Origin of the sequence: Mesorhizobium sp. B1-1-7 (genome assembly GCF_006442705.1) — a bacterium.
GTDB classification, from domain to species: Bacteria; Pseudomonadota; Alphaproteobacteria; order Rhizobiales; family Rhizobiaceae; genus Mesorhizobium; species Mesorhizobium opportunistum.
In genome coordinates, this window is sequence record NZ_VFWQ01000003.1 from 414,916 (window position 1) to 440,262 (window position 25,347).

The following is a 25,347-nucleotide window of genomic DNA, read 5'->3' on the forward strand; positions in this document are numbered from 1 at the left end:
GAGTGCATATCGTATCGCAATGACGGCGATTGCCGACCCAGCCTGCGGCTGCTATGCGCCTGACGGGCGGGACGAATGGACAGACGGCGTACGGACAAGAATGACGAGGCGTCGGCGCAAGGGCGGCCGACGTTGAAGACGCTTGCCTTCATGACCGGGCTCGGCGTCACCACCGTCTCGCGCGCCTTGAAGGATGCTCCGGAGATCGGCGCCGAGACCAGACGCCGCGTCCAGTTGGTCGCCAAGCAGATCGGCTACCGACCGAACCGCGCCGGTGTGCGACTGCGCACCGGCAAGACCAATGTCATCAGCCTCGTGCTCAACACAGAGCAGGAGATCATGAGTTTTGTCTCCGACATCATATACGGCGTCTCTGAGGTCATTGCCGACACGCCCTATCACCTGATCGTCACGCCTTATTCGCGCTCTCAGGATCCGCTCGACCCCATACGCTATCTGGTCGAGACCGGTTCCGCCGACGGCGTCATCATTTCACGCACGCAGCCGAACGACGCCAGGGCGCGCTACATGCTGGAACATGGCATTCCCTTTGCCACGCATGGACGGACCGAGATGGGGCTGGTTCATCCCTATCATGATTTCGACAACTACGCCTTCGCGGTGGAGGCCGTGCGGCGCCTGGCCGGTGTCGGCCGCCGCAGGCTCGCTTTGCTTGCCCCCCCGGTCGGGCTGACCTATCACAGCCACACCGTCAACGGCTTTGCCGACGCACTGAGCGAGGTCGGCGCCAGTGAGATCCCGTTCAGCACCGTGTCGATCGATCATTCAATCGAGCAGATCAGGACGAGGACCGCCCAGTTGATGCGCCGCGACATCAGGCCGGACGGCTTCGTCAGCAGCGCCGCCGCCGCGACGCTCGCGCTCGTCGCCGGCATCGAGGATGCCGGCCTCAAGCTTGGCCGTGACGTCGACATCGTTTCCAAGCAGTCGTCGGACCTTTTGCATCTGTTCCGGCCGGAACTGCTGATCGTCAACGAGAACTTCCGGCTGGCGGGCTCCGAGCTCGCCCGCTCCGTGCTCGGCTGGATCGGCGGCGCCGCGCCCGGCTCGCTGCAGTCGCTCAGCGTGCCAGGTGAAGTCCTGGCCTACAGACGTTCGGGCGACTAACCCGCCGCGCCGCTGCCCCACGGGCCGTGGAATGCGCCCTGTTCGCCGATGCGTTCGAAGCCATGCGCGCCGAAGAAGTCGCGCTGCGCCTGGATCAGATTCGAGGTGCCGCGGCCCTGGCGGTAGCTGTCGAAATAAGCAAGCGCCGAAGCAAGCGCCGGCACCGGTGAGCCGGCCTCGGAAGCCCTGGCCACGGCGCGCCGCAGCGACGGGTGCGCCTCCTGCATCATGGTGATGAAGGCCGGCGCCATCAAAAGGTTGGTCGAAGCGCCGCCGCTGCCGAAAGCCTCGGCCATCGTATCCAGCATCTGCGAGCGGATGATGCAGCCGGCCCGCCAGATCTTGGCGATGGTCGGCATCGGCAGGTTCCAGTTGAACTCCTTCGAGGCGCCGCTCATCACAGCGAAGCCTTGCGCGTAGGCGGATATCTTGCCGGCGAACAGCGCCAGTTCGAGGTCTTTCAGCAGCGCATCCTTGTCCCCGGAAATCTTCGTCACGCCGATGTTGCCGTAGGCCTTTTGCGCCGCCTGCCGCTCGTCCTTGATCGACGACAGAACGCGCGCCGCCACCGCCGCCTCGATCGCGGTCGCCGGAATGCCGAGCTGTTGCGCCTCGATGACCGACCATTTGCCGGTGCCCTTCTGGCCGGCGCGGTCGAGGATGATGTCGACCACCGGCTTGCCGGTCTTCGGATCGTCGGCGGCCAGCACCTTGGCGGTGATCTCGATCAGATAGGAATTGAGCCGGCCCTTGTTCCAGGTTTCAAACACTGTGCCGATGTCCTTCGGCCCCATGCCGAGGCCGTCGCGCAGGATGCCGTAGATCTCGGCGATCATCTGCATGTCGGCATATTCGATGCCATTGTGAATGGTCTTGACGAAATGCCCGGCGCCGTCGGTGCCGAGCCAGGCGGCACACGGCTCGTCCTTGAATTTGGCGGAGATCGCCGTCAGCACCTTCTCGACACGCTTCCAGGAGTCTTCGGTGCCGCCGACCATGATAGACGGCCCGTGGCGCGCGCCCTCCTCGCCGCCCGACACACCCATGCCGATGAAGGTCAGGCCCGAGCCCGAAAGCTCGGAGAAGCGCCGCATCGTATCACGGAAATTGGCGTTGCCCGCATCGATGACGATGTCGTTGGCCGACAGCACGCCACGCAGGGCTTCGATTTGTTCGTCGACCGGCTTGCCGGCCAGCACCATGATGATGATCGGGCGCGGCGGCCGGATCGCGGCGGCGAGCTCTTCCAGGCTGTAGCAGGGAACAACCATATCCCTGAGCGCGCCGGCATTCTCGACGAAAGCGTCGGTGCGCGCCTTTGTGCGATTGAAGACGGCGATGCGGTGACCGTGCTCGGCGATGTTGAGCGCCAGGTTGGACCCCATCGTGCCAAGGCCGATCAGGCCGATTTCGGCTTTTTCCATCGTTTCTTCCCTGCTTTCGGATTTTGTTGAGACCGCGTTTTGCGAACGATGATTGACGGGCCTTGCGGGTCGCGTCAACCGCCTCGCCGAATTGTGTTGCGCCGAACTCCGGTCGGGGTGCTCGGCCCTACGGCCTGATATCCACCGGCGCTTCGATCTTCACCATGTCGAAATCCGAGACCAAGATGTCGAGGCGCACCGTCCAGCGGCCAGGAACCGGAATGACCAGGTTGTCGACCCGCCAGCTGCCGTCGCCGGGCTTGGTCGCCGCTCGCTTCAGCGGCTCGATGCCGGAATCGGGTTTCGACAGGACCAGCGTCACTTCCTTGGCGTCGAGCGGCCCGAAATCGCCGCTCATGATGATCATCGAGGCGGCAACCGGTCCGGCATGGCCGGGGGTGATGCTGAGATCGGCCATCGCCTGCAGCGCGTGAATGTGAACCGAGACCGGCTGCGCCGCCGCGATCGCGAGCGCCCTCGGCGGCGGTGTGAAGCGCCAGCCCGCGGCAACGCCGAAGATCGCCAGCACGATCAGCATTTCGACGCCGATCGAACGGCTGAGCCGGCGCTGCACCTCCGTCGATCCCGCCTCGGCCGAGGCGGTGAGCCTCCAACGGTTGACGGCGGCCAGCGTGAACAGGAAGACCAGCAGCGCGAGCTTGACCAGCAGCAGCCGACCATAGGCGGTGTCGACCAGCGCAACGGGCGTCTGCACCTGGATGACGGCCAATACGACGCCGGCCACGGCAAGTGCCGCTACCACCGGCATGATCAGGCGCGAAAACCGCCGCAGGAAGGGCGCCGCATGTGCGGACGACCCCTTCAGCGCCAGGCCGAGCGGCACAAGGGCGCCGGCCCAGAAGGCAATGCCGACGCCGTGCAGGAACACCAGCGGCCGCGTCAGCCATTGCGGCTCGGCCGCACTGGCATGGCCGCTGGCGGCAAGCGCAACGCCGACGCCGGCGAGGCCCGCAAGGGCGAATGGCCTGGCGACCACGCGCGGTCCGGCAAGCGAAAGCAGGCCAAGCCCCAGTGCGATCAGGGCGATCAGCACCGTCCAGCCGAAGCTGGTGCCAAGCCCGGTTCGCCAGATGACCGGCTGCGCCAGGTGGGAGAGCGGCGCCCCGAGCGCATCGAGACCCTGAAAGCCCAGCGAAAGCGGCGCCGCCACCAGTCCGCACAGGACCGCGGCCGTGACGAAGCGCTGACCGGCTCGTGCTTCACCGGCCAGCCAGGCAAGCGCGAAGGCTCCGCCAACACCGAGGAAAAGGCCCGTGTAGAGGAGGACCTTGCCGATCCAGATCGCCGACCGCAGCGGCCAGTCGACCGCTTCCGACACGACCGGCGGCTCGCTTGGCGCGCCGACCGAAAACAGCAGCGAGCCGCCGACCGGATGGCCGTCGGCGGAAATGACACGCCAGCTCAGCACATGCGTGCCGGATTTCAGTGCCTGCGGATTGTCGATCTCGACAGTCTGGTCGCTGAGGCGGAAATCGGTCAACGGAACCGGCGTGCCGTCGGGCTTCACCAAGGTCAGCACCAGCGGCGAAACCGGCTCACTGAAGGTCAGCGAGAACCGTGTCGGAGCTTGTGCCAGCACGGCGCCATCGGCCGGATCGGTCTTGATCAGCGCTGCGTGGGCAAAAGCCTGACTTGTCGAGGCCATGACAATAAGTGCCATGACCACGGCGAGCAGCCCGCCGGCGGTCCAGCCGACGCGCTTGCCGGTCATTGTGGCCCTTTGAAGTGGAAATATCGCGCTCATGTCACCGCCATCGAACCGGCGGCGCACTTTGCAAACAGAGTGCGCCGCCAGGAGATCATTTCTTCGGCAACAGCTTGATGCCGGGCGCCGGATTCTCCAGCGCGTCTTCATCCTGCCCCGCCGCCGGGATCTCGATCCAGCGGGCGGCGGCGCCGTCGCATTCCTGCACCACGGGGAAGTAGAGTTTCTGGCCGACGGCAAGGTCCGCCGTCAGCGTCGCGCGGAAGACGAACTCGTCGTAGAATTCATCCGGCAGGCTGCCGCCGCTCCAGTCGACTTCCTTGACCCCATCGGTCACCGCCTGTCCGTAGAGTTGGTAGGACTTTTCGTATTTGCCCTTCTTGGTCTGCAGCGTCCAGCCGGGCTTCGGCATCGGCTTCACCGCGATCACCCCTTCCGGAATCTGCACGCGCACGGCGGTCGTCGCCTTGCCCTCGCAACCATGCGGCACGCGCAGGACTGCCTTGTAGGTCGAGCCGACGGCCGCTTCCTGGGTTTCGAGCGTAATGTGCGCGAAGGCGGCATTCGTCCCCAGCACCAGAAGTGCACCGGCCGCCAAAAGATACTTGTTCATGATGGTCCCTCTGATCTCAAATTGTAGAACTGGCAGGATCAATTGGCGTGGTCGTCCATGCCGCCGCCCATGCCCTCGACCGCGAACTCGACGCTGACGGCGCCGGCCTTCTCGAAAGTCAGCGTGGCGGAGAATTTTTCACCCTGCTTGGGTTGCCGCTTCAGGCCGATGAACATCAGGTGATAGCCGCCGGGCGCCAGCGCCACCTTGCCGCCGGCCGGAATCTCCAGGCCGCCGGCAACCGGCCGCATGGTCATGACACCATCCTTGACGCCCATTTCATGCAGCTCGGCTTTCTCAGAGACGTCGGAGGAAATCGACAGCAGCCGGTCTGGTGCGCTGCCCTTGTTGGTGATGGTGAAATAGCCGCCGGCCACCTTGGCACCGGCCGGCGTGGCGCGCGACCAGGGATGTCCGATCTCGAGGTCGCCGACCTTGAACTCGTGCGCCAGGACGGCTTGGGCGCCCAGGAGCACAAGCCCGAAGGCCAGTGCGGCAATGCCGAGTTTTTCCCGCAAGCGCGAGACGATGCGGCCGAAAATGATGTCCGCCGCGATGTGGAGGGAATGAGACATGGTTGCTCCATGAATTGACGATCGCGCCGTTGCCGGCCGCGAACAGTTTGATCTTTGGATGGGTGCGCCCGCGAAAGGTTCCACCGGGCAAACAAGCTCAGGCCGCCGGTGGCGGCGCGCGCGGGTTCGACGGCGAGCGCTCGCGCGCAAAGTCGAGATGAATGCTTGCCGGAAAGACGAAGGCGACCGCTTCGAAGGCCAGGCCTGCCAACCCCAGGCCGGTGTCGGGCGGCGGCGCATGAACGGACGAAAACATGCTGCAGCCAAGCGTGCAGCAGGCCGGCAAATGAGATGGGTGCTGGTCCTCGCCAGGGAGCTGGGTGGCGCCATCGTGGGTACAGATGACATTGCCGAAGGCATCGAGCTGCGCAGCGTTCGGCCCGATGCCGAAGGCGAATGCGCCGAGCGTCGACTGGAGCAGCAGCAGATAGGCCGCGACAAGCGCGACCGGCATGCTCCACCGTCTCCCCTTCTTGTTCAAACGACTTGCCTGTTCAAACCATCTGGAGAGATACCTATCACGCCCACAGACGGTCGAAAATCGCCAAATCCAGACTGCGGCAACACGGCACGATCAGGATTTTTGCAGCCGGCTTTCGGGGATCGACGTCAGCAATGTCTGGCGCGCCGACTTCAGGTGCTTGCGGCAGGCGGCGTCGACCTTGCCGAGGTCGCGCGACTTGAGCGCCTCGATATAGGCAAGATGCTCGCCGACCGCGACTTCATTGCGCTCGCGTTCCTGCGCCTTGTTCCATTGGTAGTGGTAGTGGAAGATCATGGCGATGACATCGTAGAAATCGACGATGAAGCGGTTGTGCGAGGCACGATGGATGAGCCGGTGGAAGCGCTCGTCCAGCTCCGAGAACTCGTTGAAGCGTGTCGCGATCTCGCTTGCCAGGAGACGATGCTCCTCTTCCAGTCGATCGAGATCGGCCCAGACCGGGCTGTCCTGTGGCAGCGCCGCGAAGGCGGCGGCCGAGCGCATTTCGAACATCTCGCGGATTTCGGTCAGTTCGAGTGCAAAGGCGCGTGTAAAGCCCTTCAGCACCCAATGGCTGTTGCGGCGCTTCTCGATCAGGCCGAAGCGGGAGAAGCGGATCAGGAACTCGCGCACGCTGGTGGTGCCGACGCCGATCTCGCGCGCCAGTTCGAGCTCGTTGATCTGCATGCCGGCCTCGGCGCCGCTGGCGAGCAGCCGCCGCATGAAGGACCGCTCGATGATCTCGGCCAGCGTGTCGGTCTCTTCCTCGGGGAAGAAATCATCGGGACGCGGATCGCGCAGCACCGTCTTGGCACGCTTGTTCCAGGCGATCAGCCCGGTTTCTTCCATGCGCGTCAGGATGCTGCGCACGGTCGTGCGGCTGACGCCGAGCAGCGCGCCCAACTCAGGCTCCGACGGCAGACTGCGCGTCTCGTCGAGCAGCCGGAGACACCTGTTGTAGGCATCCTTGTAGACGTTATTGCTCTTCGACATCCCCTGACCCAATCATGCCGGCGCTTGCGGCTGCCGGCTTGAAGCGCAATATGACGTTCACATGACCCTGAAAAGCAGAATCGCTTTCGCCAGGGGCTCGCCCACCGGTTGCAGCACCACTCATCCAAGGCAGAGCCGCCGCGAAAAAACAATTGACGCAAAACTGTTTTTTCCCGATAAAAGACATTAACTCTTAACATGCGCGTGTCAATCCGCCCGCGCATCCCAGGATCACCCAGGAAACGCTCGTGAACGCCTCAAACACCATTCTTCTGTCCCCCGCCGACAATGTCGCGGTTGCCAATGGCCGCATCGAGATGGGCACCGTGCTGCCAGGCGGCGCGCTTGCCAGTTCCGTCATCGAACCCGGCCACAAGGTCGCGATCAAGCCAATTCCCGCCGGTTCGGCGGTGGTCAAATATGCCCAGGCGATCGGTCGCGCCACGCAGGATATCGCGCCCGGCGAGCACGTCCATTCGCACAATCTGATTTTCGAGGCTGGCCGCTTGCCGGTGGTGCCGCCGAGCGAGGCCGAACACGCGACCGAAGCCGATCGCGCCCGCACCTTCATGGGCTATCGGCGCGCCGACGGCCGTGCCGGCACGCGCAACTTCATCGGCATCATCGCCAGCGTCAATTGCTCGGCCACCGTCTGCCATTCCATCGCCGACACCGCCAACCGCACCTTGCTGCCGAAATATCCCGGCATCGACGGCTTCGTGCCCATCGTCCACGGCCAGGGCTGCGGCATGAGCGGCACCGGCGACGGCATGATGGTGCTGCACCGCACGCTTGCCGGCTATGCCCGCCATCCCAATTTCGGCGGCGTGCTGATGGTCGGCCTCGGCTGCGAGGTCAACCAGCTCACCCTCTACGGCCAGAAGGGTGCGGCCGCGGGAAAACGCCACTTCAACATCCAGGATGCCGGCGGGTCGCGCAAATCGGTCGAAAAGGCGATGGGCGTGCTGGCCGAGATCGCCGAGGAAGTCGGCCAGTTGAAGCGCGAGCCGATCCCGGTCAGCGAGATCGTCGTCGGCCTGCAATGCGGCGGCTCCGACGGCATGTCGGGCATCACCGCCAATCCGGCACTGGGTGCCGCCGTCGACATATTGGCCGGCGTCGGCGGTATCGGCATCCTGTCCGAGACCACGGAAATCTATGGCGCCGAGCACCTGCTCGCCTATCGCGCAGCGACCCCCGAGATCGCCAAGAAACTCGACGGCTATGTGAAGTGGTGGGAAGACCACGTCGCCAAGCATGGCGCCTCGATCGACAACAACCCCTCGCCCGGCAACAAGCGCGGCGGCCTCACCACCATCCTGGAAAAGTCGCTGGGCGCGGTCGCCAAGGGCGGCCAGACGTCGCTCAACGGTGTCTTCGGCTATGCCGAGAAAGTCACCGGCAACGGACTGGTGTTCATGGACACACCCGGTTACGACCCGGTCTCGGCCACCGGCCAGGTCGCGGGTGGCGCCAATGTCATCGTCTTCACCACTGGCCGCGGTTCCTGCTTCGGCTGCCGGCCGACACCATCGATCAAGGTCGCCACCAACTCGACCATGTATCACCAGATGGAAGAGGACATGGACGTCAATTGCGGCGTCATCGCTTCGGGAGAAAAGACCATCGCCGGCATGGGCCGCGAAATCTTCGAACTGATCGTCGAGACGGCTTCGGGCCGCAAGACGAAGAGCGAGGATTTTGGCTATGGCGACAACGAATTCGTGCCCTGGCATCTCGGCGCGACGCTCTAACGTCGACTGAATATCTGGTAGACTTGCCGGGCCGGACAACGGCCGGCAACGGGGAGGTTGTGCATGGAAAAACGCCGCATCGGCCAGACAGCGCTGGAGGTCACCGAGGTCAGCTTCGGCGGCGCCGCGATCGGCGGCCTTTACCGCGCCTGTTCGCGCGAGGCGGCGATGGAGACGCTGCAAGGCGCCTGGGAGGCGGGCTTGCGCTATTTCGACACCGCGCCCTTCTATGGTTTCGGCCTGTCGGAGCGGCGCTTCGGCGATTTCCTGCGCTACAAGCCGCGCGATTCATACGTGCTGTCCACCAAGGTCGGCCGCCTGTTCCGCCCGGTGCCCGAGGACCAGGTTCCCGACCATTCCTATGTCGATCCGCTGCCCTTCGCGCTCGACTACGAATATTCCTATGACGGCATTATGCGGTCGGTCGACTTCAGCTATGCCCGGCTTGGCCTGAACAAGATCGACATCCTCTATGTGCACGACATCGGCACCTACACGCACGGCGTCGAGAAGACCAAACTGCACTTTCGCCAGTTGATGGACGGTGGCCTCAAGGCGCTCGAGGAACTGAAGCGGTCGGGCACGATTTCCGCCTACGGGCTCGGCGTCAACGAGGTCCAGATCTGCCTCGACGTGATGCGCCGGGCGCCGCTCGACTGCATCCTGCTCGCCAGCCGCTATTCGCTGCTCGATCGCAGCGCGGAAGCCGAACTGCTGCCCTTGTGCAGGGCGCAGCAGACATCCCTGGTCATCGGCGGCGTGTTCAACTCCGGCATATTGGCGACCGGACCCGTACAAGGCGCGCATTTCGACTACCGGCCCGCCAACCGCGATATGCTCGACCGTGTCGACGCCATGGAGAAGATCGCCGGCGAAGGCGGTTACCCGCTGGCCGCCGCCGCATTCCAGTTTCCCCTGCACGAGCCGGCGGTCGCCACCATGCTGACCGGCACCGCCAAGCTGGCGAACCTGACACGAAACCTCGAACTGCTCGACATCGACGTGCCGGGGACGGAATACGCCAGATATCGTCCCTACACGGTGGTCCAGAATCTGACGTGAAGCCGGTATGCCGTCAATGGCAGGCCCCGGCTTCACAAATCCGCGGCCTCGTAGGAAGAATGAATATTCCATATTGACTGACACATGGAATTAATATTCCATGTGTTTCCAGAATGGAACGGGAGCTTCTGACTGCGTTGGGGAGGAGCGGCGTATGAATGTGTCTTCGCCCGAGATCGGGCGCGAAACACCGCTTGCATCCGCCGGATCGATGCACTATCAAAATAGCGTAAATGTTTTTTATTGATAAAGTTCTGTTTGGGCCACGCCTATCCGAACGGAGCTTCCGTAACGTTCACCGGGCGACTTAGGGAGGATCCTATGAAATTCGTGACCAGCATTCTCAACCGCCGCGCCGTCATGGCGCTGGCCGCGGCGTCCATGCTCGCCGGCGTCATGCATTCGGCGCCGGTTTCGGCGGCGGACGTGACCATTCCGATCATCGTCAAGGACACCACGTCCTTCTATTGGCAGATCGTGCTTGCCGGCGCCCGCAAGGCCGGCAAGGATCTTGGCGTCAACGTGCCGGAACTCGGCGCCCAGGCTGAAACCGACGTCAACGGCCAGATCTCGATCCTCGAGAACGCCGTCGCCGGCAGCCCGGCCGCGGTCGTCATCGCGCCGACCGAAGCCAAGGCGCTCGGCAAGCCGATCGACGAGGCGGCGAGCAAGGTCAAGATCATCGGCATCGACTCCAGCGCCGACTCCAAGGCCTTCACCTCGTTCCTGACCACCGACAACGTCCAGGGCGGCCGCGTTGCAGCGGACGGTCTTGCGGCGGCCATCGGCGCGGCCAATGGCGGCAAGGTCGAAGGCAAGGTTGCCTTGATCACCGCACTGCCCGGCGCCGGCTCGCTCGAGCAGCGCGCCCAGGGCTTCAAGGAACAGCTCAAGGCCAAGTACCCCGGCCTTGAACTGGTCGCCGACAAATATGCCGACGGCCAGGCCACGACCGGCCTCAACATCGCGACCGACCTGATCACCGCCAATCCAGACCTGAAGGGCATCTTCGCGTCCAACCTGATCATGGCGCAGGGCGTCGGCCAGGCGATCGCCGAGAACAACCTTGCCGGCAAGGTCGGGCTGATCGGCTTCGACAGCGACGAGAAGCTGATCAAGTTCTTGAACGACGGCGTCATTTCCGGCCTCGTTGTCCAGGATCCGTACCGGATGGGCTATGATGGCATCAAGACCGCGCTCGCCGCCTCGAAGGGCGAAAAGGTCGAGGCCAATGTCGACACCGGCGCCAACCTCGTCACCAAGGCCAACATGAAGGATCCCAAGATCGACGCGCTGCTCAATCCGAAGCTCTAGCATCGGTACAGCCGCACAGTTTCCGGGGCCTGGTGCCCCGGAAACGACAGTCATATCGCTTGGAAATCCGTCAACCTGGGCTAGGCTGCCCCAGCGGGCGTTCAAGAGCCTCGCGGCGTGCCAAATCGTGAGGCCGGTCTGGGAGGCCCATTTGGGAGGCCCATTTTGGGAGGATTGTCATGACATCGACGGCGCAAGACCTGCACCCGGCCCCCGTTCTGGAGCCCGGCAGGACGATCCTGGAACTACAGGGGCTGGAGAAGAAATATCCTGGCACCCATGCGTTGAAGCCGGTGACCCTCGCCTTCAAGGCGGGTGAGATCCATGCCATCGTCGGCGAGAATGGTGCCGGCAAGTCCACCCTGATCAAGCTTCTGACCGGCGTCATGCCGCGCACCTCGGGCGAGGTCATCTGGGAAGGCAAACCGGCAGCACTCGCGACCCCCCATGAGGCGATGGCGCTCGGCATCAATGCCGTCCACCAGGAAGTCGTGCTCTGCCGCCACCTGACCGTCGCCGCCAACATGTTCCTCGGCGAGGAGAATTCGCGCTTCGGCATCCTGCAGCAGCGCGCCATGGTCAAGGAAGCACAGAAGATCATCGACGATCTCGGCTTCGACCTGCCGGCGCATGTCGTGCTCGGCGACCTCACCATCGGCCAGCAGCAACTGATCGCCGCCGCCCGCGCCACCGTGCGCGGCACCAAATTCCTCATCTTCGACGAGCCGACCGCCTACCTGACCCGCAAGGAGGCCGACCAGCTCTTCACCCTGATCCGCAGGCTGAAATCCGAAGGCGTGACCATCATCTACATCAGCCACCGCATGGAGGAAGTGTTCGAACTCGCCGATCGCGTCTCCGTGCTGCGCGATGGCACGCTGGTCGGCACCAGGAACATCGCCGAGACCAACGACGCCGAACTGGTCAAGCTGATGATCAACCGCTCGATCGAGCAGATCTACCATAAGGAGCATTTCACCCCGGGTGCCGCGATCGTCGAGGCACGCAACCTGTCCGGCAAGGGGTTTGAAAATATCTCGATGACGGTTCGCGCCGGCGAGATCGTCGGACTCTACGGCCTGATCGGCGCCGGCCGCAGCGAATTCGTCACCACCCTCTACGGCCGCCATCGCAAATCGGCCGGCCATATCCTGTGGGAAGGCAAGGACGTTCTGGTCAATTCCGAGCACGACGCGATCAGGCTCGGCATGGCGCTAGCGCCTGAAAGCCGCCGCGACCAGGGCCTCTGCCTCAATCTGCCGGTCGGCTTCAATCTCAACCTGCCGATCTACAAGCGCATCTCGAACAATCTGCTGATCTCCGGCGTGCAGGAAAAAACCCAGGCCGACCGCCAGATCGCCGATCTCAGGATCAAGACGCCAACGCGCAATGCACTGGCCTCCAGCCTGTCGGGCGGCAACCAGCAGAAGATCGTTATCGGCAAATGGCTGGCGCATGGCGCCAAGCTGTTCATCTTCGACGAGCCGACGGTCGGCGTCGATGTCGGCACCAAGGCCGAGATCTATCGCCTGTTCAGCGCGCTCTTGTCGAAAGGTGCCGGCATCATCCTGATCTCCTCATATCTGCCGGAGGTCTATGAGCTTGCCGACACGCTGCATGTGTTCCGCCGCGGCAAGTTGGTGGCGACACATGGGTTCCGCACCGCCGATCACGAGGAAATTCTCACTCAGGCGCTCGCCGAGAAACAAGAAAAGCTGGGAGGACAGATATGAGCACCGAGGCGATTCCTGCTGAAAAACCGAAGCGCAACTACAACGCCTTGTTCGGACTGACGCTGCTGGCGCTGCTGGTGCTGCTGTGGGTCATCCTGTCGCTATCGACATCGAGCTTCGCCTCCGCGAACAACATCTCGAACCTCTTGCGCCAGGGCTCGATGATCGCCATCCTGGCTGTCGGCCAGACCTTCGTCATCATCACCGGAGGCATCGACCTCTCTGTCGGCGCCGTGGTCGGCTTCGCCACCGTCATTGCGGCGATGCTGATCAATGCCGGCATACCAGTGTTCCTCGCCATCCTGATCACGCTGCTGGTGGGCGTCGCCATCGGCCTGTTCCATGGTTTTGGCATCGTCAAGATGGGGCTGCCGCCCTTTATCATCACGCTGGCGACGCTGACATCCTTGCGTGGCATCGGCCTTCTGATGACCAACGGCAACTCGATCTCGATCAACAACGATGCCTTCCAGGTATTCTCGCGCAACTCCTTCCTCGGTGTCCCCAATCTGTTCTGGATGGTCATCCTGGTCGGCATTCCGGCCTATGTCTTCCTGCATCACAGCCGCTGGGGACGTTACCTCTTCTCCGTCGGCTCCAACGCCGAAGCCTCGCGCCTGTCGGGCGTCAACGTCCAGCGCACCATCTACATGGCCTACACGCTGTCGGGTCTGTGCGCTGCCTTCGTCGGCGTGCTCTTGGCCTCGCGCATCGGCATCGGCAATCCGACCCAGGCTGAGGGCTGGGAACTGCAGGCGATTGCCTCCTCGGTGATCGGCGGCACCTCGCTGTTCGGCGCGGTCGGCTCGGTGCATGGCCCGCTGCTCGGCGCCTTCATCTTGGCCACCATCAACAACGGCGCCAATCTCTTGAACGTCAATGCCTTTTGGCAACGCATCATCACCGGCGTTCTGATCATCGTCATCGTCTATTTCGACGGCCTGCGCCGTCGCGGGGGCAAGTGACCACCATTTAAATCGATCGCCGGCTCACATGAAGAAGGGCCGGCGACTTCATGACCGACTGGATTGAAAGCATGAAAGCCGTCGTCTGCAGCTCGCCCGGCGAGCTTGTACTGGAGGATCGCCCGGCGCCAGGAGCCCCCCCTGCCGGCTGGGCGCTGGTTGCGGTCAGCCATGTCGGCATCTGCGGCACCGATTATCACATCTTCGAAGGCAAGCACCCGTTCCTCGCCTATCCCCGTATCATGGGCCACGAAGTGTCGGGAACGATCGTCGAGGCCGGCGAAGGCGTCGACCTGGCAATTGGTGAGCCGGTCGTCCTCAATCCCTACCTGTCCTGCGGCAAATGCATCGCCTGCCGGCACGGCAAGCCGAATTGCTGCGTCAGGATCGAGGTGCTCGGCGTCCATCGCGACGGTGCCATGTGCGAACATATTCTTGTCCCGGCCCAAAATCTCTACCCGGCGGACGGCCTGTCGCTGGCGGACGCCGCCGCCGTCGAATTCCTGGCCATCGGGGCGCATGCCGTGCGCCGCTCGCGCGCCGATCCCGATGCCCGCACGCTGGTCATCGGCGCCGGCCCGATCGGCCTCGGCACCGCCATCTTCGCCCGCATCGCCGGGCTCGACGTGACGCTGCTCGACATGAGCACCGAGAGACTTGCCTTCGCCGCAACAGAACTCGGCTTCAAGACCCTCGACGGCTCGCGCGGCGCGGTGCCCGATCTGGTCAGGGACGCGACATCAGGCGAAGGTTTCGACGTCGTCTTCGACGCCACCGGCAACACCCGGTCGGTGCAGTCGGCCTTCGCCCATGTCGCCCATGGCGGCTCGCTGGTGCTGGTCAGCGTCGTCAAGGACGACATCGTCTTTTCCGACCCCGAATTCCACAAGCGCGAGATGACGCTGATCGGCAGCCGCAATGCCTTGCGCGCCGACTTCGACCATGTCGCCGCCTCGATCCGCAACGGCGCCGTGCCATTGGCCAAGCTCGTCACCCACCGCACCCCGCTGGCCGACACGCCGCGCGATCTCGCCCGCTGGGCGCATGAGAAATCCGGCCTGATCAAGGCGGTGATCGAGATCGGGTCATAACTTGGCCGGCGGTGAACCCGGCCCGAATTGACGACGCCCCTGCGCAGGTCGACCCCCACTCCGTCTCGGCTTCGCCGAGCCACCTCTCCCCCGATCGACGGGGTAGAGGAAGGGTGCGAGCCTATTGCAGCCACGCTCCTCAACCAGACCCCGTCCTTCTCCGGCCGCCGCCGGGCTCCCTTCCTCTCCCTCCGGAGGGGGGAGAGGTGGCGCTGCGAAGCAGCGACGGAGTGGGGGAAGCCGGTCCTCAAATGCGCCGCCGCTGACAAGTGACCGCGATCGAGTTGGGCTGATGTCAGCGTGAGCCAGATAATCACGATCTCTTATAAGGCCGGCAATCCCTACAGCGCCGACAGCTTCAACTCCACCCGCTCTGCCGAGAAGCGCGTCTCGGAAAACTGGATCGGCTGGCCGTCAGGCGTGACGTTGATGGCGGCCGTGACCAGCACGATGGCGCCCGGCTGCAGGCCGAGATCGGCAAGGTCGCCCGCATCGGCATGGCGTGCCGACAGCACGGTTGAGTGCCGGAGATAATCGTCGATGCCGAAACGCGCCAGCGACGCGGTGATCGAGCCCGTCTGCGCCATGGCCTTGTCGATGCCGGCAAAGCGTCTGGCATCGAACCAGCTGGCCGCGCGCGACACCGGCCGGCCATCCGCTTCGCCGCGCGTCTCCAGCCTTATCACCTCGGCACCCTTGGCCAGGCCAAGACCCTCGGCGACGCGCTGGCTGGCCGGCTCGACCGAGGAATCCAGCAGCACGGTGTGCCGCTCCGACGTCTGCCCTTGCAGGCCTGTCGAGAAGCGGGTGCGCGCGCCGATCGGATAGGACAGCCGCTTGCGCGACAGCACGAAAGTGCCGCGTCCCTGCTCGGCTCGCAAAACCCCTTCCTGGACGAGGGCTGATATGGCGCTGCGCACCGTATGACGGTTGACGCCATAGCGCTCGGCCAGCGCCACCTCCGGCGGCAGTGCGGCATTCTCCGCGAAATCGCCTGTCGCGATCGCGTGCAGGATCTTGTCGGCGATCTGCCGCCACAGTGAAACGCCGCTGCGCCGCTCGATGCTGTCAGCCGCTATCTGCCCGATCATGACTTGCCCCACCCCAGCTTCTGTCGCCCCAACCGTCATGGCTGTCACGCACCCGTCATGGACTCGCGCTAGGTAATATGTATAATTTGTATAGTTGTCTATATCAATAGACAAATTTGGCAGAGAGGAATGCTGCTGATGCGAGGACAGGAAGCCCGCGACCAGGCGGGGCGCAAAGCCGCCATGGCAACGCTGGCGCAATCCAGTGGCGACGACATCGTCCGGCTCTGGAATGAGGCCGGGCTGCCTTCGGAGGCTGAATTGCTGCGTGGCCCCGAGACCGGGCTGGTGACGCTGCGCGGCCGCATCGGTGGTGGCGGCGCGCCTTTCAATGTCGGTGAGGCAACCGTCACCCGTGCCACCGTCCGCCTGCCCTCGGGACAGGTTGGGCATTGCTATGCGCTTGGCCGCGACAAGCAGAAGGCGAAGCTGGGGGCAATAGCCGACGCGCTGTGGCAGGACCCTGCCCGCCGCGCCGAGGTCGAGACCCGCCTGATTGCGCCTCTGCAATCCGCCTTGGCCACCTCCCAGGAGAAACGCCGCGCCGAGACGGCGGCAACAAAGGTGGACTTCTTCACCATGGTTCGCGGAGAAGATTGATGGAGATCGCAGCGCAATCGATTGAAGGCGGTTTCGCCGATCCGGTCTTCAACGCCCAAGCGGTGTTCCGCGCGATCATGGACGCCATGGCGCGGCCGGGCAGCGTTCAGCCCTTGCCGGTCCTGGCCCGCCCGCCGGCACCGCTCTTGGCAACAGCCGGCGCCATCGCGCTGGCGCTCTGCGACAACGACACGCCGCTCTGGCTCGACCCCGCCCTGCACGCCTCCGCCGCGATCGGCTCCTGGCTCGGCTTCCACACCGGCGCGCCGATGGCCAACACACCAGCCGACGCGCATTTCGCCTTCGTCGCCACACCCGCCGAAATGATGGCGCTCGACGGCTTTTCGCAGGGCACCCAGGATTATCCCGACCGCTCGACCACACTGATCCTGCAGGTTGGCGATCTCGTGTCGGGCACCCCGCTGTTGCTTGAAGGCCCCGGCATCGAAACCAGTACCACCATCGCGCCGGCGCAGATGCCGCGTCATTTCGTCGAGCAATGGAAGCAGAATATCAAGCGCTTTCCACGCGGCGTCGACATCATCCTCGCCACGTCAGGCGGCATAGCCTGCCTGCCGCGCACGACGCGCATCAAGACGATGGAGGCCTAGGATGTATGTCGCGGTAAAAGGCGGCGAGGCCGCAATTGCCAACGCCCACAGCCTGCTTGCCGATCGCCGGCGCGGCGACCGTTCAGTGCCCGCGCTGCGCCTCGACCAGATCGTCGAGCAGTTGGCGCTCGGCGTCGACCGGGTGATGAGCGAGGGTTCGCTCTACGACCGCGAACTCGCCGCACTCGCCATCGTCCAGGCGCGCGGCGACATGATCGAGGCGATCTTCCTGGTGCGCGCCTACCGCACCACGCTGCCGCGCTTCGGCTACTCGAAGCCGATCGACACCGACGCCATGCGGGTAGAGCGGCGCGTGTCGGCTACCTACAAGGACCTGCCCGGCGGCCAATTGCTTGGGCCCACCTTCGACTACACCCACCGGCTGCTCGATCCCGGGCTTGCCGCCGGCGTCGAGGTCGCGAAGCCGCTGCAGCGCGAGACGGAAGTGCAGGCGATGCCGCGCGTCTCGGCGATCCTCGCCCGCGAAGGCCTGATCGAGCCCGACGGCGAGATGCCGCAGGACCATGTCCCCGGCGATATCACCCGCGAGCCGCTGGAATTCCCGATGGCGCGCGACATCCGCCTGCAAGCGCTGTCGCGCGGCGATGAAGGTTTCCTGCTGGCGCTCGGCTACTCCACCCAGCGCGGCTATGCCCGCAACCACCCCTTTGTCGGCGAGATCCGCATCGGCGAGGTCGAGCTGGAGCTCGACGTGCCCGAACTGCCCTTCGCCGTGCCGCTCGGCAGCGTGCGTGTCACCGAATGCCAGATGGTCAACCAGTTCAAGGGCTCGGCCAAGGCGCCGCCGCAATTCACCCGCGGCTACGGCCTGGTCTTCGGCCAGAGCGAGCGCAAGGCGATGGCGATGGCGCTCTGCGACCGCGCGTTGCGCGCTTCGGAACTGGGCGAGGACATCGTTGCCGCCGCCCAGGACGAAGAATTCGTCATCTCGCATTCCGACAACGTCCAGGCGACCGGCTTCGTCGAGCATCTAAAGCTGCCGCACTACGTCGACTTCCAGGCCGAACTCGACCTCGTGCGCCGTATGCGCGCCGAATACGAAGCCCGCGAAAATCCGATGACGAAGGACGAGAAGAAAGAGGCGGCGGAATGACCACGCAATCGACCGACATCGCCACCTACAACTTCGCCTATCTCGACGAGCAGACCAAAAGGATGATCCGCCGGGCGATCCTCAAGGGCATCGCCATTCCTGGCTATCAGGTGCCGTTCGCCTCGCGCGAGATGCCGATGCCTTATGGCTGGGGCACCGGCGGCGTCCAGGTCACCGCCTCGATCATCGGCCCCGACGATGTGCTGAAGGTCATCGATCAGGGCGCCGACGACACCACCAACGCGGTCTCCATCCGCGCCTTCTTCAAGAAGGTCGCCAATGTCGCGGTAACCACCGATACCGCCAGCGCCACCATCATCCAAACCCGCCACCGTATCCCCGAGCATCCGCTGACGGCGGGCCAGGTGCTGGTCTATCAGGTGCCGATCCCCGAACCTCTGCGTTTCCTCGAACCGCGTGAAACCGAAACACGGAAAATGCATGCGCTGGAGGAATACGGCCTCATGCATGTGAAGCTCTACGAGGACATCGCCAAGCACGGTCGCATCGCCACCACCTATGCCTATCCGGTCAAGGTCGAGGGCCGCTATGTGATGGACCCCTCGCCGACGCCGAAATTCGACAATCCCAAGATGCACCGCTCGCCGGCGCTGCAACTGTTCGGCGCCGGCCGCGAGAAGCGCATCTACGCGGTGCCGCCGTTCACCGAGGTCGTCAGCCTCGACTTCGAGGACCATCCGTTCGAGGTCCAGACCTTCGACCAGCCCTGCGCGCTGTGCGCGGCCGAGAATGTCTATCTCGACGAGGTCATTCTCGACGACCATGGCGGCCACATGTTCGTCTGCTCCGACACCGATCATTGCGAGAAGCGGCGGGCCGACGGCCATCGCGGCCACCTTGCTGCCGAAACCGATCCTACTCCGGAAACCCATTCTGTCTCGGAAAAAATGGAGCCGGCGCAATGACCGACGAACCACTGCTGCGCGTCTCGGCACTCTCCAAATTCTACGGCTCGCGCGTCGGCTGCGACAATGTTTCGTTCGACCTCTGGCCGGGCGAGGTCCTGGCTGTGGTCGGCGAATCCGGCTCCGGCAAGACGACGCTGCTGAATTGCCTGTCGACGCGGCTGCTGCCCTCCTCCGGCACCGCCAGCTACCGCATGCGCGACGGCCAGTTCCGCGAACTCTACCGCATGAGCGAGGCCGAGCGCCGCTTCCTGATGCGCACCGACTGGGGCTTCGTCCATCAGAACCCGGCCGACGGCCTGCGCATGACGGTGTCTGCCGGCGCCAATGTCGGCGAACGGCTGATGGCCGTCGGTGACCGCCACTATGGCAAGATCCGCGCCACCGCCGTCGACTGGCTGTCGCGCGTCGAGATCGAGCAAGACCGCATCGACGACGAGCCGCGCGCCTTTTCCGGCGGAATGCGCCAGCGCCTGCAGATCGCCCGCAATCTCGTCACGGGACCACGGCTGGTATTCATGGACGAGCCCACGGGCGGCCTCGATGTTTCGGTCCAGGCACGCCTGCTCGATCTCCTGCGCGGGCTGGTCACAGACCTTGGTCTCGCGGCCATCGTCGTCACCCACGACCTCGCCGTGGCGCGCCTGCTGTCGCAGCGCATGATGGTGATGAAGGACGGCCGCGTCGTCGAAAGCGGCCTCACCGACCGCGTGCTCGACGATCCGCGCGCGCCCTACACGCAATTGCTTGTTTCCTCGATTTTGCAGGTGTGACGATGGCGCCAAGGCACCCCCCTCTGGCCTGCCGGCCATCTCCCCCTCAAGGGGGGAGATTGGCTGTCACTTCCGTTTTCGCCAATTTTCGACGTCGGAGAATGTGCGAGGCCGAAAAGCTTTCGATCTCCCCCCTTGAGGGGGAGATGGCCGGCAGGCCAGAGGGGGGCGCTGGCCCGCAAACCAACGACGACTGGAGAACCCTCTGATGCCGACCCCGCTCGTTGTTTCCGACGTCGCCAAGAGCTTCACCATGCATCTGCGTGACGGCATCAAACTGCCGGTCGTCGCTGGTGTCTCGTTCTCCATCAAGGCCGGCGAATGCACGGTGCTCGGCGGCCCGTCCGGTGCCGGCAAGAGCTCGATCCTGAAAATGCTCTACGGCAATTATGCCGCCGACGAAGGCCAGATCATCGTCCAGCATGAGGACGGGCTGATCGATCTCGCCAACGCCAGCCCGCGCACCGTTCTTGCCGTGCGCCGGCAAACGATCGGCTATGTCAGCCAGTTCCTGCGCACCGTGCCGCGCGTCTCGGCGCTGGATGTGGTTGCCGAGCCGCTGGTCGAGCGTGGTGAGGACCGTGAGGCGGCAAGAGGTAAGGCGCGCGCGCTGCTGGCGCAGCTCAACCTGCCCGAAAAACTTTGGGCGCTGCCGCCGGCGACCTTCTCCGGCGGCGAGCAGCAGCGTGTCAACATCGCGCGCGGCTTCATCACCGAACACCCGATCCTGTTGCTCGACGAGCCGACCGCCTCGCTTGATGCCAGGAACCGCGACGTGGTGATCGAACTCATCGCTGCCAAGAAGGCGGATGGCGTCGCGCTGCTCGGCATCTTCCACGACCATGACGTGCGCGAGGCGGTTGCCGACCGCATCATCGACGTCACCGCGTTCGCTCCGGGAAAACTCGCCGCATGAGCAGGAAACTGTCGGAGACCCCGTTGGTTCACCCGACGGCGGAAGTGCACAATTCCACGCTCGGCCGCTGGACCGAGATCGCCGACCGCAGCCGTGTTTCGGAAAGCGAGCTCGGCGACTATTCCTACATGATGCAGGACTGCGCCGTCTGGTGCGCGACGATCGGCAAGTTTGCCAACATCGCCGCAAGCGTGCGCCTCAACGCCACCAACCACCCGACCTGGCGGCCGACATTGCACCACTTCACCTACCGCGCCTCCGACTATTGGGACGACGCCGAGCATGAGAGCGAATTCTTCGCGGAGCGTCGCGCCAAGCGCGTCACCATCGGCCACGACACCTGGCTCGGCCATGGCTCGACCGTCCTGCCCGGCGTCACCGTCGGCGATGGCGCAGCGGTTGGCGCTGGAGCCGTCGTGTCCAAGGATGTCGCCCCCTACACCATCGTCGCCGGCGTGCCGGCAAAACCGATCCGCGAGCGCTTCGACCGCCGAACGGCGGAGCGCTATCAGGCACTCGCCTGGTGGGATTGGGATCATGCCAGGCTGCGCGCTTCACTCGATGATTTCCGGGAACTGTCTGCCGAAGCCTTCCTGGAGAAATACGAGGGATAGCTCCTCACATCGTCGTCATGGGAACTCGTTCATACCCTTGACACACGACTCGGACAGGACGCCATCTTCCCAGGGAGATCGCCATGCCCGACACAATCAGCCCCTCGCTCGCCGGATTCTTTGCCGGCTCCAATCCTACCACCCCGGCGCATCTCGGCACGCGCTACGACACGTCGGGCAACTTCCTGATCGAGCCCGGCAACACCGTCGTCAGCCATCTGGTCGGCGGCTCGCCGTCGCAGGGCGTGGTGCTTGCGGTGCGCGAGAAGATGCTGGCGATGCCTGACGCCGACCGGTTGGCCTTCACCCCCATCTCCAGCCTGCACATGACGCTATTCCAGGGCGTCATCGAGTATCGCCGCCGCTTGCCCTACTGGCCCCAGGACGTACCGCTCGACACCAGCATCGAGGCCATGACCCGCCTCTATCTGGAACGGCTGAAGGATTTCCGGGGCTTCGGCCCATTCAACATCAGGGTGGTCGAAATCGTGCCGAGCGGCCTCACCGTTGCCGGCGCGACCGACGACGACGTGCGCATCATGCGTCAATGGCGCGATGCGCTGGCGGTCCCGTTCGGGTACCGGCACCCCGATCACGACGCTTACGTCTTCCACATCACCCTCGCCTATCAGATCCAGCGTCTTGCCGACGACAGGGCGGCCGCGTGGCAGACGCTGTTCGACGATTGCCTGGCGCTTTTCGCGCGCCAGGCGCCGGTCATCGAGATCAAGCCGCCCGCATTCTGCAGCTTCCGCGACATGGAGCATTTCGAGGAATTGCAAGTGCTCGGCTGATCGCGCGGAAACGGGCGCATGACGCAGCGCCTGTGGAGCGTAACAAAACTGACATCCAGGCGACACGGCAGGTTCATGTGGCTGCGTTAGGCGAGAAGCCTGACAATCAACATGGTCCTGACGGGAACCTGCCCATGCCAGCAACCTCAGCCACGCTCGAAATCCGCGGCGTCACCCGACGATTTGGCAAGAACACCGCTGTCAGCGATATCAACATCTCGATCCCGCAGGGTCAGATGGTCGGCGTCATCGGCCGTTCCGGTGCCGGTAAATCGACCCTTCTTCGCATGATCAACCGTCTCATCGATCCCAGCCAGGGGTCGATTTTTTTTGACGGCGCCGAAGTCTCCCAGTTGCGCGGCTCGCCGCTGCGGCGCTGGCAGCGCGACTGCGCCATGATCTTCCAGCAGTTCAACCTGGTGCCGCGCCTCGACGTGCTGACCAATGTGCTGCTCGGCAAGCTGAACCACCGTTCGACGATATCGAACCTTTTCGGCATGTTCTCCCGCGCCGAATGCGCCGAGGCCGTCGCCGCCCTCGAACGGCTCGACATCGCCCGCACCGCACTGCAGCCCGCCGGAACGCTATCGGGCGGACAGCAGCAGCGCGTCGCCATCGCCCGCGCCATGATGCAGCAGCCCAGGGTGATCCTCGCCGACGAGCCGATCGCCTCGCTCGACCCGCTCAATGCCAAGGTGGTGATGGATTCGCTGCAGGACATCAATCTGCGCGAAGGCATCACGGTCGTCACCAACCTCCACACGCTGGATACCGCCCGCACCTATTGCAACCGCATCATCGGCATGGCGGCCGGCAAGGTCGTCTTCGATGGCGCGCCGGAAGAGCTCGACCGCGAGGCCGTCCGCCTCGTCTACGGCGCCGACAGCAATGGTGGCGAGATTTCGGAGGCCATCACCTCCACCAGCGTTGCCTTCAAGCGAAAGATCGCCGCATCCGCCGGACCGCTCGAACCTGCATTCCCAGCTTACTGAGTTCAAGAAAGAGCGGCTCGGATCGTCCGCCCGCGTCAAGGGCACCTGTCAAAATCGATAACGCTGCCGGCGCGGGGCCGGAACCTACAGGAGAGATATCAATGTTCAGGAAGATGGTTCTCAGCGCCGTTTCGGTGCTCGCCGTGGCCACCAGCATGGCCCACGCCGCCGATATGAAGGAATTCCGCGTCGGCATTCTCGGTGGCGAGAACGAGACCGACCGGCTGCGCAACTACCAGTGCCTGGCCGACCATTTGAAGGCCGAATTCGGTTTCGAAAAGGTCTCGCTGTTCCCGGCCGCCGACTATGACGGCGTCATCCAAGGCCTGCTCGGCGGTACGCTCGATTTCGCCGAACTCGGCGCTTCCGGCTACGCCAGCGTCGCCCTTAAGGACCCGAAGGCGGTTACCCCGATCCTCACCACCCAGCAGACCGACGGCGCCACCGGCTATTATTCGATCGGCCTGGCACTCAAGTCCTCCGGTATCACCGACATCAAGTCGGCCAAGGGCAAGAAGCTCGGCTACGCCGATCCGGATTCGACCTCGGGCTACCTGATCCCGCTGACCCAGATCCCGAAGGACACCGGCGCTTCGAACGAGACCTTCTTCGCTTCGACCCAGTTCAACGGCGGCCACGAGAACAACGTCCTGGCCGTGCGTGACGGCAAGGTCGACGTCGCCGTGGACGATTCCTCGGGCATCGGCGACTTCAAGAACGGCTACACTTCGGGCACCTTCCACAAGGAAGTCGCCAAGGGCGCCGTCGACCCCAACGACTTCGTCGAAGTCTGGCGCTCGGGCCTGATTCCGAACGGCCCGCTGGTCGTGCGCACCGCGCTCGGCGACGACATGACCGCCAAGCTGACCGCCTTCTTCACCGACCTGCCCAAGAAGGACAAGGCTTGCTTCGAAGGCGTCGAAGGTGGCGATTTTACCGGCTACGTTCCGGTGAAGGCGGACTTCTACAACGTCATCGTCGAAGCCCGTAAGGCAGCCATCGGCGGCTAACGGCGAAATCGGAAAGGGCGGCGCTGAAAACGCCGCCCTTTTTGCATCTCCGATCATGACCCTTTCCGTGACAGCCCCCTCTTCTGGCGCTACCCATCAGATGGCCGACGCCTGGCGACGGCAGACGTCGTTGCGCCGGTTCTATACCGCCCTCGGCGTCGCGCTGCTGCTTGTCGCCATGCTCGCCAGCATGTGGTTTGCCGACGAAGCCAATGCCGGCCACTTCTTCGACCGGCTGCCGCACATCCTGGATTTCCTGAGCTGGCTCGTCCCCAAGGACTGGAACGACGTCTGGCGGGCTTTGTTCGACATCGCCTCGCCGCATGATACCGGCACCCAGGAATTCAACTTCCCGCTTGGCCGCGTCTATGTCTGGGGCGGCTTCTACATCCCCGAATATTTTGAGCTGATGCTGACCACGGTGAACGTGGCGCTGGTCTCGACCTTCATCGGTTTCGTCTTCGCCGTGCCGTTCTCCTTCATCGCCGCGCGCAATCTGACGCCGCACCCTGTGCTGCGGCTTGTCGTCAAGCGCTTCATGGAGCTGCTGCGCGCCTTCCCCGAGATCGTCATCGCCGGCCTGTTCGCGGCCATCGTCTCGATCGGCCCGGTCGCCGCCATCATCGCCATCGGCCTGCATTCGATCGGCGCGCTGGGCAAGCTGTTCTACGAGATCAATGAGAACATCGACATGCGGGCCGAGGAAGGCCTGCGGGCGGTTGGCGCCAACTGGTTCGAGCGGGTGCGCTTTGCCGGCCTGCCGCAGGTGCTGCCCAACTTCATGTCCTACACGCTGCTGCGGATCGAGATCAACGTTCGTATCTCCACCATCATGGGCGCAGTCGGCGGCGGCGGCATTGGCGAGGAGCTCAAGCTCTCCATCTCGCGCGGCTTCGGCGCCAAGACGCTGGCGCTGGTGCTGCTCCTTTTCACCACCATCTTCATCGTCGACCAGTTCTCCGCCTGGCTGCGCCGCAAGCTCGTCGGCGAGCAGGCCTTCGTGATGGGGGCTTAGACCATGGTCCCGAAAAGTGGAGGCCGGTTTTC

Annotated in this window: 25 protein-coding genes; 18 read left to right on the top strand and 7 right to left on the bottom strand. The window is 64.2% G+C overall.

Annotated elements, in window-relative coordinates; all coding sequences use genetic code 11:
* Positions 1-75: 75 nt before the first annotated feature.
* The gene (locus FJ978_RS06785) at positions 76-1,128 is read left to right on the top strand and encodes a LacI family transcriptional regulator (protein WP_013892946.1); all 1,053 of its coding nucleotides are present in this window, start codon (positions 76-78) and stop codon (positions 1,126-1,128) included.
* Here FJ978_RS06785 and gndA read toward each other — a convergent pair.
* From gndA to FJ978_RS06815, 6 genes are all read right to left on the bottom strand, one after another.
* Entirely contained in the window at positions 1,125-2,552 is a 1,428-nt protein-coding gene (gene gndA / locus FJ978_RS06790; RefSeq protein WP_013892945.1) for an NADP-dependent phosphogluconate dehydrogenase, read from the bottom strand. The two genes, FJ978_RS06785 and gndA, sit on opposite strands and share 4 nt — an antisense overlap.
* 127 nt (positions 2,553-2,679) lie before the next feature.
* Entirely contained in the window at positions 2,680-4,284 is a 1,605-nt protein-coding gene (locus FJ978_RS06795; protein WP_181176695.1) for a copper resistance CopC/CopD family protein, read from the bottom strand.
* An 88-nt stretch (positions 4,285-4,372) separates the two neighbouring features.
* Positions 4,373-4,891, bottom strand: a complete 519-nt coding sequence (locus FJ978_RS06800) for a YcnI family protein (protein ID WP_140571161.1) — start codon at positions 4,889-4,891, stop codon at positions 4,373-4,375.
* A 38-nt stretch (positions 4,892-4,929) separates the two neighbouring features.
* The gene (locus FJ978_RS06805; RefSeq protein ID WP_140571163.1) at positions 4,930-5,466 is read right to left on the bottom strand and encodes a copper chaperone PCu(A)C; all 537 of its coding nucleotides are present in this window, start codon (positions 5,464-5,466) and stop codon (positions 4,930-4,932) included.
* A gap of 97 nt (positions 5,467-5,563) precedes the next feature.
* A complete protein-coding gene (locus FJ978_RS06810; protein WP_140571165.1) occupies positions 5,564-5,920 on the bottom strand; it encodes a DUF2946 family protein in 357 nt (118 codons plus the stop codon).
* Positions 5,921-6,040: 120 nt separating this feature from the next.
* Positions 6,041-6,940 carry a GntR family transcriptional regulator gene (locus tag FJ978_RS06815; protein ID WP_013892940.1) on the bottom strand — a complete coding sequence of 300 codons (900 nt, stop codon included), beginning with the start codon at positions 6,938-6,940 and terminating at the stop codon, positions 6,041-6,043.
* A gap of 248 nt (positions 6,941-7,188) precedes the next feature.
* On the opposite strand from FJ978_RS06815, the gene FJ978_RS06820 reads away from it, so the two are divergent.
* The 6 genes from FJ978_RS06820 (at position 7,189) to FJ978_RS06845 (ending at position 14,859) form a co-directional block, all read left to right on the top strand.
* Positions 7,189-8,694 (top strand): altronate dehydratase family protein, encoded by a 1,506-nt coding sequence (locus FJ978_RS06820; RefSeq protein WP_140571167.1) that lies wholly within the window; start codon positions 7,189-7,191, stop codon positions 8,692-8,694.
* Positions 8,695-8,757: 63 nt separating this feature from the next.
* Positions 8,758-9,756, top strand: coding sequence for an aldo/keto reductase (locus tag FJ978_RS06825; RefSeq protein ID WP_140571169.1), 999 nt, complete (start codon positions 8,758-8,760; stop codon positions 9,754-9,756).
* Between the two features lie 321 nt (positions 9,757-10,077).
* Positions 10,078-11,070: an ABC transporter substrate-binding protein gene (locus FJ978_RS06830; RefSeq protein WP_013892937.1), complete on the top strand. Its 993-nt coding sequence runs from the start codon at positions 10,078-10,080 to the stop codon at positions 11,068-11,070.
* Between the two features lie 179 nt (positions 11,071-11,249).
* Positions 11,250-12,803 carry a sugar ABC transporter ATP-binding protein gene (locus FJ978_RS06835; protein WP_013892936.1) on the top strand — a complete coding sequence of 518 codons (1,554 nt, stop codon included), beginning with the start codon at positions 11,250-11,252 and terminating at the stop codon, positions 12,801-12,803.
* Positions 12,800-13,768: an ABC transporter permease gene (locus tag FJ978_RS06840; protein WP_013892935.1), complete on the top strand. Its 969-nt coding sequence runs from the start codon at positions 12,800-12,802 to the stop codon at positions 13,766-13,768. Before FJ978_RS06835 ends, FJ978_RS06840 begins: the two co-directional genes overlap by 4 nt.
* Before the next feature lie 71 nt (positions 13,769-13,839).
* Positions 13,840-14,859: a zinc-binding alcohol dehydrogenase family protein gene (locus tag FJ978_RS06845; protein WP_140571274.1), complete on the top strand. Its 1,020-nt coding sequence runs from the start codon at positions 13,840-13,842 to the stop codon at positions 14,857-14,859.
* A 341-nt stretch (positions 14,860-15,200) separates the two neighbouring features.
* Here the strand turns inward: FJ978_RS06845 and phnF are convergent, their stop codons facing one another.
* Positions 15,201-15,950: a phosphonate metabolism transcriptional regulator PhnF gene (gene phnF / locus FJ978_RS06850; protein ID WP_140571171.1), complete on the bottom strand. Its 750-nt coding sequence runs from the start codon at positions 15,948-15,950 to the stop codon at positions 15,201-15,203.
* Between the two features lie 138 nt (positions 15,951-16,088).
* On the opposite strand from phnF, the gene phnG reads away from it, so the two are divergent.
* From phnG to phnE, 11 genes are all read left to right on the top strand, one after another.
* On the top strand, positions 16,089-16,550 hold the full coding sequence (gene phnG / locus FJ978_RS06855; RefSeq protein WP_140571276.1) for a phosphonate C-P lyase system protein PhnG: 462 nt from the start codon (positions 16,089-16,091) through the stop codon (positions 16,548-16,550).
* Positions 16,550-17,161: a phosphonate C-P lyase system protein PhnH gene (gene phnH, locus FJ978_RS06860; protein WP_140571173.1), complete on the top strand. Its 612-nt coding sequence runs from the start codon at positions 16,550-16,552 to the stop codon at positions 17,159-17,161. Before phnG ends, phnH begins: the two co-directional genes overlap by 1 nt.
* A gap of 1 nt (position 17,162) precedes the next feature.
* A complete protein-coding gene (locus FJ978_RS06865) occupies positions 17,163-18,275 on the top strand; it encodes a carbon-phosphorus lyase complex subunit PhnI (protein WP_140571175.1) in 1,113 nt (370 codons plus the stop codon).
* The gene (locus tag FJ978_RS06870) at positions 18,272-19,201 is read left to right on the top strand and encodes an alpha-D-ribose 1-methylphosphonate 5-phosphate C-P-lyase PhnJ (RefSeq protein WP_140571177.1); all 930 of its coding nucleotides are present in this window, start codon (positions 18,272-18,274) and stop codon (positions 19,199-19,201) included. The genes FJ978_RS06865 and FJ978_RS06870 overlap by 4 nt, the downstream gene beginning before the upstream one ends.
* Positions 19,198-19,974, top strand: a complete 777-nt coding sequence (gene phnK / locus FJ978_RS06875) for a phosphonate C-P lyase system protein PhnK (protein ID WP_013892928.1) — start codon at positions 19,198-19,200, stop codon at positions 19,972-19,974. Before FJ978_RS06870 ends, phnK begins: the two co-directional genes overlap by 4 nt.
* 208 nt (positions 19,975-20,182) lie before the next feature.
* Positions 20,183-20,890: a phosphonate C-P lyase system protein PhnL gene (phnL, locus tag FJ978_RS06885; protein WP_140571181.1), complete on the top strand. Its 708-nt coding sequence runs from the start codon at positions 20,183-20,185 to the stop codon at positions 20,888-20,890.
* Positions 20,887-21,504 (top strand): DapH/DapD/GlmU-related protein, encoded by a 618-nt coding sequence (locus FJ978_RS06890; protein WP_140571183.1) that lies wholly within the window; start codon positions 20,887-20,889, stop codon positions 21,502-21,504. The genes phnL and FJ978_RS06890 overlap by 4 nt, the downstream gene beginning before the upstream one ends.
* An 83-nt stretch (positions 21,505-21,587) precedes the next feature.
* Entirely contained in the window at positions 21,588-22,298 is a 711-nt protein-coding gene (locus FJ978_RS06895; protein WP_140571185.1) for a DUF1868 domain-containing protein, read from the top strand.
* Between the two features lie 134 nt (positions 22,299-22,432).
* On the top strand, positions 22,433-23,290 hold the full coding sequence (gene phnC / locus FJ978_RS06900) for a phosphonate ABC transporter ATP-binding protein (protein ID WP_013892924.1): 858 nt from the start codon (positions 22,433-22,435) through the stop codon (positions 23,288-23,290).
* 101 nt (positions 23,291-23,391) lie between these two features.
* Positions 23,392-24,300 carry a phosphonate ABC transporter substrate-binding protein gene (gene phnD, locus FJ978_RS06905; protein ID WP_140571187.1) on the top strand — a complete coding sequence of 303 codons (909 nt, stop codon included), beginning with the start codon at positions 23,392-23,394 and terminating at the stop codon, positions 24,298-24,300.
* Positions 24,301-24,355: 55 nt separating this feature from the next.
* Positions 24,356-25,315 (top strand): phosphonate ABC transporter, permease protein PhnE, encoded by a 960-nt coding sequence (gene phnE / locus FJ978_RS06910; protein WP_013892922.1) that lies wholly within the window; start codon positions 24,356-24,358, stop codon positions 25,313-25,315.
* The last annotated feature ends 32 nt before the right edge of the window (positions 25,316-25,347 follow it).